Origin of the sequence: Jonesia denitrificans DSM 20603, assembly GCF_000024065.1 — a bacterium.
Classification (GTDB): Bacteria; Actinomycetota; Actinomycetes; order Actinomycetales; family Cellulomonadaceae; genus Jonesia; species Jonesia denitrificans.
Genome location: NC_013174.1, coordinates 1,677,444 through 1,691,834 on the forward strand (window position 1 = coordinate 1,677,444; position 14,391 = coordinate 1,691,834).

Annotated in this window: 8 protein-coding genes; 1 reads left to right on the forward strand and 7 read right to left on the reverse strand. The window is 58.9% G+C overall.

Annotated elements, in window-relative coordinates; translation table 11 throughout:
- From JDEN_RS07860 to JDEN_RS07870, 3 genes are all read right to left on the reverse strand, one after another.
- Positions 1-2,481 carry a ComEC/Rec2 family competence protein gene (locus JDEN_RS07860; RefSeq protein WP_015771837.1) on the reverse strand — a complete coding sequence of 827 codons (2,481 nt, stop codon included), beginning with the start codon at positions 2,479-2,481 and terminating at the stop codon, positions 1-3.
- The gene (locus JDEN_RS13015; protein ID WP_015771838.1) at positions 2,478-3,263 is read right to left on the reverse strand and encodes a ComEA family DNA-binding protein; all 786 of its coding nucleotides are present in this window, start codon (positions 3,261-3,263) and stop codon (positions 2,478-2,480) included. Before JDEN_RS13015 ends, JDEN_RS07860 begins: the two co-directional genes overlap by 4 nt.
- Positions 3,264-3,363: 100 nt before the next feature.
- Complete coding sequence (locus JDEN_RS07870; RefSeq protein WP_015771839.1) at positions 3,364-4,206, reverse strand: DegV family protein; 843 nt, start codon at positions 4,204-4,206, stop codon at positions 3,364-3,366.
- Between the two features lie 160 nt (positions 4,207-4,366).
- Here JDEN_RS07870 and JDEN_RS07875 point away from each other — a divergent pair, with 160 nt between their 5' ends.
- Entirely contained in the window at positions 4,367-5,686 is a 1,320-nt protein-coding gene (locus JDEN_RS07875; RefSeq protein ID WP_015771840.1) for a hypothetical protein, read from the forward strand.
- Here JDEN_RS07875 and JDEN_RS07880 read toward each other — a convergent pair.
- The 4 genes from JDEN_RS07880 to leuS form a co-directional block, all read right to left on the reverse strand.
- The gene (locus JDEN_RS07880; protein ID WP_226926577.1) at positions 5,654-9,133 is read right to left on the reverse strand and encodes an ATP-binding protein; all 3,480 of its coding nucleotides are present in this window, start codon (positions 9,131-9,133) and stop codon (positions 5,654-5,656) included. The genes JDEN_RS07875 and JDEN_RS07880 overlap by 33 nt on opposite strands.
- Positions 9,096-9,785 (reverse strand): DUF4194 domain-containing protein, encoded by a 690-nt coding sequence (locus tag JDEN_RS07885; protein WP_015771842.1) that lies wholly within the window; start codon positions 9,783-9,785, stop codon positions 9,096-9,098. The genes JDEN_RS07880 and JDEN_RS07885 overlap by 38 nt, the downstream gene beginning before the upstream one ends.
- The gene (locus JDEN_RS07890; protein ID WP_015771843.1) at positions 9,782-11,350 is read right to left on the reverse strand and encodes a DUF3375 domain-containing protein; all 1,569 of its coding nucleotides are present in this window, start codon (positions 11,348-11,350) and stop codon (positions 9,782-9,784) included. The genes JDEN_RS07885 and JDEN_RS07890 overlap by 4 nt, the downstream gene beginning before the upstream one ends.
- 74 nt (positions 11,351-11,424) lie before the next feature.
- Positions 11,425-14,379 carry a leucine--tRNA ligase gene (leuS, locus tag JDEN_RS07895; RefSeq protein WP_015771844.1) on the reverse strand — a complete coding sequence of 985 codons (2,955 nt, stop codon included), beginning with the start codon at positions 14,377-14,379 and terminating at the stop codon, positions 11,425-11,427.
- Positions 14,380-14,391 lie beyond the last annotated feature (12 nt).

Below are 14,391 nucleotides of genomic sequence, written 5' to 3' on the forward strand. Positions count from 1 at the left end.
TCATTGTTCCTTCTGCGGTGAACACATGTGGGAAGCGAGTACCCCGCGTGTGACGCTCACGTCAAAAGTGTGGCAGATGTCGGTGCGCATGATGGCAGCACCACGGTACAAGTCGAGCGCATCAGCGTGAGGGTGGCCGTAGGTGTTGTGTGCCCCCACACCAACAACAACAAGATCTGGCGCAAGAACGGCGGCGAGCATCTCACTTTGGCTTCGTGAGCCGTGGTGCGCCAGCTTGACGATGTGCCACCCAGGAGGTGAGGGATCCTGTTGGCTGATGAGGGCGTGCGCGAGCTTGTCCTGCGCATCTTCCTCAAGATCACCAAGAAAGGTCAGCGTGAGCGGCTCATTGGGGCCAGTGACAGTAAGTTGCACGACCAACGAATCGTTATTACGTGGATCACTATCACGGGAGGGTGCAGAAACTCGGGCTGGAGGCATTGGCCACAAAATATTCATCGTCGTGGTAGGTGACAACAGCACACGCTCCCCTGCACTATGGCTGATGATGCGGGTCCTTCCGCCCGTGTGTTGGTCGAGAAGTGCGCGGTCATCCGAGTCGTCACTGTACCGCTGCGAAACATGCACAGCTCCCACGTCGACGGCGTTCAACACCTCAGGTAGTGCACCTTGATGATCTGCGTGAGCATGAGAAATGATGAGCGTGTCGATGCGTGCCACCCCGGCTTTGTTCAGACACCGGGTGATCCCGCTGTTCGGTGGTCCCACGTCAACCATGATGATGTGCCCGGTTGGGTCTTTGACGAGGAAAGCGTCACCTTGCCCAACGTCACAGGCAATGAGAGTCCACTGGTCGGTTGTGGGCCACCAATAAGTCAGCCACGTCGGTCGGATCACCACAATGACCAGGGTGCACAGGAGGATCAGTGCACATCTGCGCAGTACGGCTGGTGGTGTGATCGTCGGTGCGCTACCGCGCGGAGGAAAGAACTGGGTATCGCGCGCAGTAGTGATTAAAGCGGCCACCTGCATAATTGTGCGGCGTTGCACTGAGTGGATAGTCGTGCCCCACCACGCTCGGGCATCAGGATGAAAGAGACTGAGCACGGAGGCGAAAGCAAGCATGGCAAGTGCTGCGGCACAGACACCTTGTGGCCCTTCCCACCACGGTAGGCGCGCAAAGGGAAGCTGCGCGCAGGTGACAGCAACATAGGAAATCCACGAGGTCGCGATGCTCGCCACGTGGAAAAGGGCCAGTGCAACAGGCGGCGCCCATGGTGCAATGAGTGCCCCCAGCAGCGAGATGATCGTCGCCGGCGCAAGAGCTGGGGCCGCCAGCGTATTCGCAAGAACAGAAATCACAGAGATAGAGGGGTCAAGGATGATGAGGATGGGGGTGCACGCCATCCAGGCCGCGGTGGGGACCGCGAGCGCGTAGGCGAGCGGTTCTGGCATCCATCGGCGTGGTTGTGAGGGCCGGTGCAGGGCTGTGGCGATGGGGGTGGTTCCCACGACGAGCCCTGCGGTTGCGGCAACGGACAAAACGAATCCGAGATGGGTGGTGAGGTAGGGGTTGGCGGTCACGAGAAGGATCACTGCCCAGGACAGGGAGGTGAGCCCTTGCGGTGGGCGGCGGATAATAATCGCGAGAACGGCGATCGCAGCCATTGTTGCTGCTCTAAGGACGCTTGGTTGGGGGTGAACGAGAATCACGAACAGGGCCATCGCTACTGACGCGACGATTGCTTTGGCCCATCGGGGTAGGGGCGCTGCCAGGGTGAGGACCATGAGGAACACCAGGGAAAAGTGGGATCCAGAGACTGCGGTGATGTGGGTGAGGCTGGTTGCTTTCATGGCGTCGTCGAGGTGTGGTGGCATGAGGGTGGTGTCGCCGATTGCGGTTCCTGGGACAAGTCCTTGTGCTTGGGGTTCAAGCGTGGCGGCAAGGTCCATGGTGTGACGCCGCACGGTGTTGGACCAGGCGGTTGGACCGGTGGGGTGTGCGTGGGTGGTGATTGTGTGGGTATCGAGTAGAGCAACACGGTGGCTTGTTCGAGGTGCTTCGCGTGTTGTTCCACAGGCTGTGATGCGATCTCCTCGTTCCAGGGGAGCGTCGTGAATGATCATCACGGTCAGGGTGTCAACAACGAGGTCTGTGTACCATCGTGGCTGGTCAGGTGTTGACTGTGAGGTGGGCTGTGATGCTGTGGCAACTGTGCCGTTGATGCACACCTCGGCTGTTGTTGTCACAGCTTGCGGCCATTGGGCGTGGTGTGTTCGTTGGTGCAGGATGACCATGTGTGTGACAGCGAATGAAGAAATGAGGGCGGCCAGTACAAGGCCTGTGGCCCATGCAGTGGGGCGTGGGGAATGCCGTAACCCTGCAATGACGCCCACCGCAGCACCGATCATAAGGAGCGCGAGGACGCCGAGAGCCCACGATAGTGATAGTCGGGCACAGGCAACCGCGATCCAGGTGAGGAGAGCGAGGGGGACGAGCCGTAGGTCTCGAACTTTCACGAAGCCCCCGTGGTGAGGTGAGGGGTGAGGTTCTCCAGGATCGTTGGTCCGATCCCGCGGACTCGGTCCAGTGAGTGCACCGTGGGAAACGGCCCGTGTGTGGTGCGGTCATCAATGATGCGTTGCGCCAGCGCAGGCCCAATACCGGGGAGCGTTTGGAGGTCCTCACTGGTGGCGGTGTTGATGTTGATAGGGCCAGTCTCTGGTGCGGTTGATGGGGTTGGGGACGGAACGTTGACAGGTGGGTCGTCGTCTTTGTGAGGGACAAGGATTTGTTCCCCGTCCTGAACGAGACGGGCAAGGTTATGGGCATCGGGGTGAGCATCGGTGGTGAGACCGCCAGCGGCGTTGAGGGCATCTGCCACTCGAGCACCATCGGTTAGCGTGTATATCCCCGGTTGTTCTACTTCCCCGGCAACATGGACCACCGGGCCACTGGTGGGGGCAGGGGTGTTGCCGGTGGTGTCCTCAACAGTGTGCGGCTCCTGGTCAGCTGGGTCACTGGCGGGCTCGATGTCAGCGGGTTCATTGACAGCTGTAGGGGCACTTGAGTCAAGGATGGGTTGTGGTGTGGTGTACGAGGAGATGGTGATCACGAGGAACACAACGAGTGCACACATGAGCGCTACTGTTGCGGCAGTCGTACCCCACGTCCACCGCTGAATGGTGCGTTGACGAGACACCAACCCGTCATGGTTGAGTGGGTGCCCGTGGGCTGCAGTGTAGGTGTCAAGAAGGCGTGATGAGGAGGCTCGGGGTTGAGATTCGTCGTGCGGGTTCACCCCGGCACGGTAACTCCTGTGATCCCTCGATGGCAGTGAACCGGCCGCATTTGTCCGGCAACTGTGGACAACGAGGGTGAGTCACCCTGTGAACAACCCGCTAGTTACTGCGTGGTTCAGGTCCAGCCCACGCCACAGCGAGAGTGCCGGCACCAGTGTGAGCGGCAAGAACCGTTGACAACGGTGACACCATCGGAACAATGCCCACCTCCGTTTCGACCATGTCCGCCAGGTGCTCTGCATCCGTGGGAGACACACAATGGTGAACAGTAAAGCGTGTCGCGCCATTGTCACGAGCACGCCGAGCAGCCGCAACCAACCGCGCCTTGCCAGCTTGCTGTGAGCGCACCGCACCATGGGGACGAATCACCCCACCAGCAAGAGAAAGCATCGGGCGGATCCCTAACCGCTGCCCAACCGATCCCATCGGTAACGTCAACCGCCCCCCGGCAAGAAGCCGCTCCAAGGATTCCACACAAAATTCTGCGCCCACCCGGGCACGCGCATCAACAAGCCACTGGGCGATGGTGACCGCAGACGCCCCCTGATTCGCCAACGTCCATGCGTCAGTGGCCAAGTAGCCCAACGCCTGACCTGCAGCATAGGAGTCCACGACGTGGACTCGACCAGGCCACGCCCTTCCAGCTAACACTGCTTGATGGTGAGTTCCAGACAGGCGAGCGGACAACACGACGACAACCACGTCGCTTGCCCCGTGGCGGAATGCCTGCGCATAGGCTTCAGAGAACTGTGCTTGGGTTGGCTGCGAGGTTCGTAGTGGCCGACCAGATCTCACGTATGCATCTGCGTCATCTTGCGCAAACGTGGAATCATCAAGGAATTCCCGATCACCCGCGTGCACATGAAGTGGGACACGCGAAACCTCGGCTGGAACTGACCCGGCTGTTGAGTCCGTGAGAAGAACGACACGAGATGTTGACACCCTCACAGAGTACCGTGAACGTCACCCACCCCGAAGAACACAACCAGCATGTGCCAACCAGAAGGTGGACCTGACGGTGGGGAAGATAACCCTCTAGTCTGACGACTCCCCTACGCCAACATCGTAAGTTAGGAACGAGGATCACCAGACAAGGAACACGATGACCGCACACATGACACATCACCACCGGCGCCAGGCGACCGCATGGGTGACTGTTGTTGTTACCGGTTTACTCGCCGCGTGCACTCCGGGAGGAGAACCATTCACTCCCGTTGACCCCACAGGTGATCCGTCAGCAATTGTCACCCCTGATACCAGTGGCGAAGACTATGCGCTGGACAATGACGGTATTAAGGTCACCGAAATTGACGCCAGCGATGCGCGCACAGCCCTGTCCGGGCACCAGTACGACGTCGTCCATGAATACTCCTCCGCACCCGAAGAAGACTTCTCCCCGGCGCAGATCACTGCTGATGGAGAAATTATCGCCTTCGCGCGTGATAGTGCGTCGCAACCGGGAACCAGAGACCTAGGAATTGTGGCTTCCGACCAGTATGAGCGTCTCACCAACACTGATGAACACTGGGGTGAACTACCACATGATGTGTCAGTCGTTTCTACGTTCAAGTCCACAACTGTGTGGGTCGAACACACCGGAGAGCGAGACCAATCCGCCAGCCCGTGGAAGATGTTCGTCCACAACGCGCAAACAACCCGTGAGATCGCGTCCTCCACGAACCACACACCAGACATTAGTGCAGTCACGTTTGGGCGGATCACCCTCAGCGATAGCGAAGGCGTGCTCCGAGTCTCCGTTCCGTTCACAGGTGAAGTCACCCCCACGGACGGAAGCGCGCGACGGATTGACGCCTTTGTCTTGACCGCAACACTCACCGACCCAGCACAGGTAGACATTGTCCCCCTTGGCCCCTCGCCACTGCCCTCACTCACTCACGATCACTTGTGGCAAGTAGTCACGACAACAGAGCCTGAGGACTCCACGACACGGTTAGTGGTGACACACCTGAACACCGCTTCAGATCACAAAGAGGCTCCTGCATCCGACACGAGCACAAGGACGTCACAACCCACCGACGTCCTCACCTACAAGCCAGGGGTCCGGGTGCACCCTGAGTTGGTCACCTCAGGAAACATTGTGGCTTTGCGTGTCACACAGGGAACCACACACTGGATAGACCTATACAACGCCACCAGTTCGAGCATCACGCGGATCCTTGTACCCACATTCCCCACCAGCATTGACATGTGCGAAGGGATCATCGCGTGGACGTCACCAGCGGTGGACTCCCCGTCGTCCACCGTGTCAATCTACTCCCTGAACGACTCAACCCTGTGGGCGACCGATGTTGCTGATAACCTCGGCACGATCGCTTGTCGGGGGGACTACCTCATGTGGCAAGCCATGGATTCCACCACGGAAACAAGCTCAACGGCTGTGGTCATTCGCTGGAAACAGTGACTCACCTGTCACGCGTAAGTCAGGTGTCTCGCTCACACCCTCCCTCTCAGCAGAAGCAGGGACGGTAAAGTCCGAGACACTCAACGCACCATCAGCAGCCAACGACCAGTTCACACGGGTGATACCGCGAGCGTCTTTGACAGTGTGGATCAGCAACGGAACATGCGGTTCCAACGCTGACACCTTATCGAGGGGAGCACCAATAACTAGCTGGAAGCCCAGCCCCTTCCACGCGCTCACCGCACGTCCAGCGAACCGGGAATCTGCTTTGATGAATGCCTCGTCAAGAAACACCGGTGCATACCGTGGTCGCACCGCGTCAGCATCACCCAACTGGTAACGCAACGCAGCACCAACAATGAACGCCACAAGTTCCTGCGACTCACCACCAGATTTCCCGGCAATATGATCATAAATGGACACCTCAGTTCCTTGTATGTCCACTTTCACAGCCTCAACTCGCACGTGTTCACGCACATCAATGAGTCGGTTCCGCTCCGCGGATGTGGGGCGTACCCGCTCCAACAACGCGCGCATCCGTTGGAACCGTGACTCACGAGCAACCGGGTCCTGATGAGTGTCGTGGTCACCTAACTCGCGCGCCAACGCACTGAGTTCACTGCGGAAACGCTTCACATCGTTCCCCTCCCGCACACGCGCAACAATCCGCAGCCGGTGCCCCTCATCATGAAACGGAACCGACCACAAAATGTCGTTCACTGGTTCCATACGGCGACGGATATCGTCAAGAGACCGAGCCATCTGGGCGTTGAGCGTCGTCAGTTCATGTCCAGACAACAACGTGAGAGTGCGGTCCCATTTACCTCGTAACTCATGGAGGCGTTGATGCTCAAGGTCAGCCAAGATCGCCTCATAGTCGTTGTAGGCACGCACTGGATCAGTGGACAGGTCCGGGTGCGGCCAACGACTCACATAAGTGTCGAATAATCGCCGCAGTTCACCATTGGCCCGATCAACCTCAGTGTGCGCGTGTTCGCGTTCCGCAGTGAACTCACGCACCAACTCCCCAACCACCCGGTCAAGGTCGGCCACACTGTCGAGGGCACGGTTGCCTAAGCGGTCCTCAAGGATTGTCACTAACCGATGATCAATGTCGCCTGGGTTCTCCCCCAGTCGAGTTTTCGCCTCGTCATCTGCGTCTACAAGCTCCGCATACTCATCATCTAGGGACCCCATCTGCGCTGACATTGTCGCGATCTGTGTGCGCACCTCATTGGTTTGCGTCACCAACCGACGCTCCTCAGCGGACAACTCGGCAACAACACTGTGACCACTGGTCAGACTCTCGATGTGCTGCTCGCGCTCAGTCAACGTCTTACGTGCACCGTCCACATCAATATCAGGCCACACAGCAGCAGCGATCACCTCGTGAGCTCGCACCACATCGCGCCACGCCCCCTGCTCACGGTCCATGACCTCAAGAACGCGCGTGGTCTGAGCAATCTCGTTGTCAAGGGCCGCAATCTGTTCCCGAGCTCGTGCCACCGCATCGTCATTGGAAAACCCCAACACCGACCGGGACGTACCGCCATGACTCCCCCGCCGCCCCTGACTGAGTTGCCCTGTGATTGTCACCGCAAAAGGGTGTTCACCCAACTCCTTTGGGTCATCGACACACACGGCAGCAAATGACTGCATGAGTCGCCCCTGAAGCCATCCAGCAAAGGGACCACCCAGAACCTCAAGCCTGCCCGGGATCACCCGTGAATCGTCACACACCACCGGTTCAGAAAAGGTGGGAACTCCCTCAAAATGCACTCGCCGTGGCAACTGCACCCGGTTGATCGCTGCCCGAAACTGCGGCAACTGATCCTGAGCAACGACGAGCGTCACAGCAAAACCACCCAACGCCTGCGATATCGCGGTGCGCCACGGTTCGTACTGAGCTTTTACTTCTAACAGTTCACCAACAAAAGGCAAGTCCGCCGGTGTCCACCCACACGCCTTGGCTAACAAGTCACGCGCATGGTGCAGGTCCTCGGGAATGTTTCCCCGCCGAGCCCCCAATGACGCCACCTGATCAACGAGTACCTGCCGTTTCTTTACCAGACCATCACGCCTGGCCAACGCCTCGTAATGGTCCTGTCGCGCCTTCTTCTCCGCCCGCGGCACATCCTCAACAAATGCCCGCGACATGCGCTGCGCTGCCTCAAACGACCGTTCATCGTGCACCTCAACACCCACCATCCGGGCATGGTCATCTAGTGCGGCACGCACCGCAGTAACCGACTCAAACCGGTCACGCAACAACCGCACATCCCGGCGCAAATCCGCAACCTGCTCACCACCCTCACGAGTCAACGCCGCCCGCACAACGTCACGGTGCTCCTCTAACGCCCCCAACCGGGCCTGCGTCGCAGCCCGCTGGTCGCGAAGTGACCGGTAGGTCGCCCGGTTCAGTCGAAGCGCATCGTTCAGAACAGCAAGCGCCCGCTGGTCACGCCACTGCGACACAGCAGACCCTGGTTGCACCCCACCAATAACACCCAACGCGTCCAGTTCATCAACAGTTGACTGCGCTCGAGTTCGACGCTCGTGCAACTCACGGATCGGTAACAAATGCTGAACCTGCTGCTCTGCACTGAGCAGTTCCTCACGGACCGCAGAGAGTTCATCCACATGAGAAACTGCCTTCGCTGCCGTCTCAAAGGTCGCAGGGTCCTCTAACACAAGTTGCTTATAGAGCGCATCAACCGTAGAAATGTGGTGCCCCGCCTGGATGCGCGCCAACAGTTGCATCGCTTTCGCGCCGCCACCGGCAGCACCAATTCCTAACGTGTCATGAAGGCGAGTGAAGAACGCTGCATCCGAATCAAAAAAGGTGAGCCCTTCGGCGCGCGTCAAGACACGACGGGGAAAACGCGCAGCCGCAAAAGGCTCCAAGCGCCGCACATCATATTTTCCTTCGCTCACAACCCGGTGAAACACACACTCGTCGTTCCGTTTCGCACCACGTGGGACATAAAACACCCGCATGGCCGTCACAAGCGCGCCCGCCTGGTCACGCCACGTCATGGCGATAGCCGACCACGTGTCACCGTCACTACCACGCAGTAACGCCTCAACAACACCGTTGGCGCCCTGGGGTCGATCATCAGTTTTACCACGCACATACGACAAAATATTGCGCTGCTCACTGCCCCGTGCACGACCCGTCAACGCCGCATTGGAGGCGCCATTAAACGGAGTGGTGTGGGGCATCATCAACGCAATGTAGGCATCAAGAAGCGTAGACTTCCCCGACCCTGACGCCCCCGATAACAAGGTCCCATCAGGGTGGAAGGGAACCGTGTGATACCCGTGGTACCCACCCCAGTTCACCAACTGCATCGATTCCGCAACCCACTGCTGCCCCGTCGAGGAGGCCGGAATGAGCCCAAACAACGACTCAGTGAACGTCATCTTGTCCCTCTTCGTGCTCGTCATCCTCAGCGTCCACGGTGCCATGGATGCTGTCCTGCTCACACCACTGACTCAACTCCCGCAACCGCTCCACCGGAACGATGATGTCAACCACTGGTGACACCACAAGTCGGCCGCTACCCACCTCAGAAAACACACCTTCGCGGGTCAGCTGAGCGATACCTGCCTTGATTTCGTTCTGCTGCCCGGCAAGGTTCGTGTCCGATGTGTCAAAGAATGACTGCACCAGATCAACCAGATCTTCACTATCAACAACAGCGGTCGTCGAACCTTCAAGAGTTGCGCGTCGCCGCAGCGCCCGCGCTTGCACCAACAGGACTGCTTCAACCCGGCGGTAGGGTTCGTCACGCAACAAGATCGGAACGTGAATGCCGTCCAACCGAACCTGCTCTTTGTAGATGACCTCATAGTTGCGGTCGATGACGAGCGTGAGGAACATGTCATTGAGACGTGACTGGAGTACCGCTTCTTCCTCCAGGATCGTTGCCCACTCTGTTGGGTGGGCGGACCGGGCAATGAAACGGCGTTGCATAATGAGGGCGAGTGCGCGCCGGACGTGCGGTTCAAGGACACCGCGGTCGTGATCGAAACACACCTCAGGGGTTTCTTCGGCTGGCGGGACCGTCACAAAAGCGTCAGCGGATGACGAGGTCATTGCGTGCCTCCTTCGGTGGGTTGCGATGCGGTGGGAAGTGCCATACGCGGCACCAGAAAGGTGCGGGTGGTTCCGTCGGGGCGCACCGCGGTCACAGTATCCCAGGGCAGGTGCTCTTCCCTGACGGTCTTCCCATGATCGGCAGGTGGCGCGGTGTCCTTGCTGGACTGGCGCTGAGTGGTGGCGAGGTGATCCTCATCGAGGTCAGGTGCTGCGTCGTTCATCATGATTTCCTGAAAACCCAGCACGTCCACTGGTCGTTGCAGTTCCGTTGGTGCGTGCTGGAATACCTCTGCCAGCGTCGTGTATCCGTGGCGGGGTGCGGCTTCAAGAACCTGCCGGATGTCCTTGTGGTGCGGTCCGCCCATTGCCCGCGCATAACCGCGGTCCAGTTCGGCTGCCACTTCACCATCATCGACGAGGGCAGGTGGCCCCTGTGCCGGACGGATGTCAGGCACGGTGGTGCGGAGCTTACCGATGTGCGCGCGACGGAACCTTGGCAGGGCTGGCACTCGTTCTCCTCGCGACGTGCTGGGGAACCACCTGGTCAGAGCGCTCAGGGCGTGTTCTAGTGCGTCGTCGATTTCCCGGTCATGAGCTGGGTTGTAGTGACGTAGGTGTGTGGTCAGTGATCGTGACGCTCGTTGTTGTTCACTGAGCACAACGTCCACAGAGTCAACGATTGAGGACACGATGGACCGGAGTGCTTCTTTCTCAGCGAAAGGTAACGATTGACCTGCTGGTGAGGACACGATGGTGTGGATGGCATGGTTGAGTGCAGCCACGGTGGCGTCATCACGCAAAATGTCGAGAGCACCAGTGAACGCGCGGCCTTCTGGGGTGGCGGTCAGGAGGTGTTGTGCTTGGTCAAGGTAGTCGTCGAGAACGTCACCAGCCCGGCGGTCTCCGGCTCTGAGCTGGGTGAGGATGTGGCGTTGGAGATCTTTCATGGATTCGGCGACCCGCGCGAAGTCGGCGGGAAGTTCCCGGACCAAGTGACGCACATTGTCGAGGTTTTCCACCATGCGCTGCACGGACATGGTGGGCATGGGTGCTCCCGCAGCCAGTTCATCGCGTTCGCGGGACAATTGTGCGATGTCGTGATCTATTCGTGCGATGCGTTGGTCACGGTCCGGTTGGGCTTCATGTGCGAACCGGTCTAGTGTGTCAATGAGCGTGCGCATCCGGGTGCTGGACACCAGTGGGTGGGCGCCGGACGCGCGGTGCACAAAGTCGAGTGCGTCTTTGGTGTGTGAGGTCAATGTGAACAGCTCGGTACCGTCGTCGGCGAGATGCCTGATGAGCCACTTCTCGCGCACCCAACGGCTCAACAGCTGCCGTACGCTGTGTCCGTCAAGGTCATCGCAGTTGTGGTGGGCAAGAGCGAGTCGATGCTGTTCGACTTCAAGGGCAACCTGTTCTGCGTCCACGCTCGCCCGGTGAGGTGGGAAGACCTGAGCCAAGATGGTCAGAACCGTGGGTGCATAGTGCCTGTTGAGGAGGGCAAGAGTTGGTTGGTCGAATGCGGAACGGGTTCGTTCCAGGTGCGCAATGAGGTGATCCACGCTGCTCCTCGTCCCGGAGCGAACCGCCCTTAACCCGGTGAGGGCTTAGGCGGTTCGCTGGGTTTGTGGTGGGGCTACTCAGGGACGATGTTGACGAGCTTGGGAGCTCTCACGATCACCTTGCGGATCCCTCGACCATCCAGTGAACGCACAACTCCTTCATTGGCCAGTGCCGCGTCGGTTAAGTCCTGTTCACTGATGGACGTGGGAACATCTGCTTTTCCACGCACCTTGCCCTGAACTTGGAAAATGGCGGTAATGGTGTCATCCACCAAGTACGCCTCGTCAGGGGTGGGGAAGGGCTGGTACACCACAGAGTCGTCATGTCCAAGACGGTGCCACAGCTCTTCAGCGATGTGCGGCGCAACTGGTGCCGTCATGATGACGAGTGCCTCAGCAGCGTGCCGGGGCACAGCAGGCAAGGACGTGAGGTGGTTGTTGAGTTCGATGAGCTTGGCGATAGCGGTATTAATCCGCATCCCTTCCATCTCATCGCGCACGGCAGCGATCGTTCGGTGCAACACCTTCAAAGTGTCGGTCGCCGCAGTGTCATCAGTGACGGTGATGTCACCGGTATGTTCATCGATGATGTTACGCCACAGACGCTGCAAGAACCGTTGTGCCCCCACCACTGCTCGCGTTTCCCACGGGCGCGACAAATCCAGTGGCCCCATGGACATCTCGTACACCCGGAAGGTGTCAGCACCGTACAGTTCATACATGTCATCGGGTGTCACGACGTTCTTCAGTGACTTCCCCATCTTCCCGTATTCTCGGGTAACTGACTGGTCTTGCCACGTGTAGGTGGTGTCACCGTTCTCAGAGACATGCTCGTCCACCTCGGCAGCGGGAACATACTGTCCGCGTTCGTCGGTGTAGGCGTAGGCCTGAATATAGCCCTGATTGAACAAGCGGTGGAAGGGCTCCGGTGAGGAGACGTGCCCCAGATCAAACAGCACTTTGTGCCAGAACCTGGCATACAACAAGTGGAGGACAGCGTGTTCAACACCACCCACGTACAGATCAACTCCCCCAGCGGCTCCCACAACATCGTTGTGGTGCGGGCCAATCCAGTACTGCTCCAATTCCTTGGAGACCACATGCTCGGCGTCGCTGGAGTTGTTGAACGGGTCAATGTAGCGCAAGTAGTACCAGCAGGAACCAGCCCAGTTCGGCATAGTGTTCGTTTCGCGGCGATACATGCGAGGCCCGTCGCCCAAGTCCAACTCGACATTCACCCAGTCGCTGTTACGACCCAGTGGCGGTTCGGGCTCAGAGTTCGCATCATCTGGCTCAAAGGTGCGAGGCGCAAAATCAGGTGTATCCGGCAATGCAACAGGCAGCATTGATTCAGGCAACGCAACCGGACGCCCATCGTTGTCATACACAATGGGGAACGGCTCACCCCAATACCGTTGCCGCGAGAACAACCAGTCACGCAACCGGTATGTCACCGTACCAGAACCAGCACCGCGTTCTTCCAGCCACGCAATGATCGTGTGTTTCGCGTCGTCAACACTCATCCCATCCAACGACACCTCATCGTTGTGGGAATTGATGACCGCACCATCACCAGTCCACGCGCGGTCCTCGCCAAACCCCTCCGGCGGAGCCACGGTGTACACCACGTCCAAGTCAAAGGCTCTCGCAAAAGCAAAGTCACGGTCATCTCCACCAGGGACAGCCATGATGGCACCCGTGCCATACCCCATGAGGACATAGTCTGCAGTGAACACAGGAATCTCGTGACCATTCACAGGGTTCGTCGCAAAAATCCCGGTGAACACACCTGTTTTACTTTTCGCGTCAGCCTGACGTTCCACAGCGGTCTTCGCAGCCGCTTCCTGCTGGTAGGCGCGCACAGCATCGCGAGGGTTGTCATACCCACCTGTCCACGCATCGCGAGTCGAGGCAGGCCACTGCTCAGGAACAGCAGACTCCACCAATGGGTGCTCTGGCGCTACCACCATGAAGGTGGCACCAAACAACGTGTCAGGGCGGGTAGTAAACACCTGCAAGGACTCTTGACCCACCGCAAAGGTCACGTGGGCACCCTCGGAACGCCCCACCCAGTGACGCTGCATGGACTTGACCTTGTCCGGCCAGTCAATGAGGTCAAGATCAGAGATCAGACGGTCAGAGTACGCGGTAATCCGCATATTCCACTGCCGCATCGGGCGCTGAAACACAGGGTAATTCCCTCGTTCGGAGCGCCCCTCAGCGGTCACTTCCTCGTTCGCGAGGACCGTGCCCAACCCAGGACACCAGTTCACCGGCGCTTCGGACACATACGCCAACCGGTACTCGTTGAGCACTGCCTCACGCTGAGCGCTCGTCAAGTCATTCCATGTGGCACCTTCCACCACATCCTGCACAGCAGGGACAGTGCGCTCACCGCGCTCAAACTCGGTAATCAATTCAGCGATGGGACGGGCACGCCCCACCGAACCGGCCGCGTTAGGTGCTTCAGCGTCGTACCACGAGTTGAAGATTTGCAAGAAAATCCACTGCGTCCACCGCACATAATGGGTGTCCGTTGTCGCGAACGAACGCCGAGAATCGTGCCCCAACCCCATCCGACGCAACTGTCGTTGCATGTTCGCAATATTATTCTGCGTCGCGACGCGCGGGTGCTGACCAGTTTGAATGGCATACAACTCTGTGGGCAACCCAAACGCGTCAAACCCCAACGCATGCAGCACATTGTCACCGTTCATACGGCGGAACCGTGCCACTGCATCGGTCGCAATGTACCCCAACGGGTGCCCCACATGCAGACCAGCACCAGAGGGGAAGGGGAACATGTCCATGACAAAAAATGACGGGGAATCTGGGTCAGCATGCAGCCCGCGGCCATCCGTTAACCCACCCAGCGGGTCAGCCGCATGATAAGTTCCTTCATCCTCCCACCGCTGCTGCCAGGTACGTTCAATCTGCTCCGCGAGTGCCGCTGTGTACCGGAAAGTGGGCTCATTCGAGGCAGTGTCTGGTGCTGGCTGATCAGAAGTGGGCGTAGTATTCACGCGCATTAGTCTAGCGCC

Coding starts and splice junctions, on each gene's coding strand:
- JDEN_RS07875 (WP_015771840.1), top strand. CDS start 4,367: ATGACCGCACACATGACACATCACCACCGGCGCCAGGCGACCGCATGG.
- JDEN_RS07880 (WP_226926577.1), bottom strand. CDS start 9,133: ATGACGAGCACGAAGAGGGACAAGATGACGTTCACTGAGTCGTTGTTT.
- JDEN_RS07885 (WP_015771842.1), bottom strand. CDS start 9,785: ATGACCTCGTCATCCGCTGACGCTTTTGTGACGGTCCCGCCAGCCGAA.
- leuS (WP_015771844.1), bottom strand. CDS start 14,379: ATGCGCGTGAATACTACGCCCACTTCTGATCAGCCAGCACCAGACACT.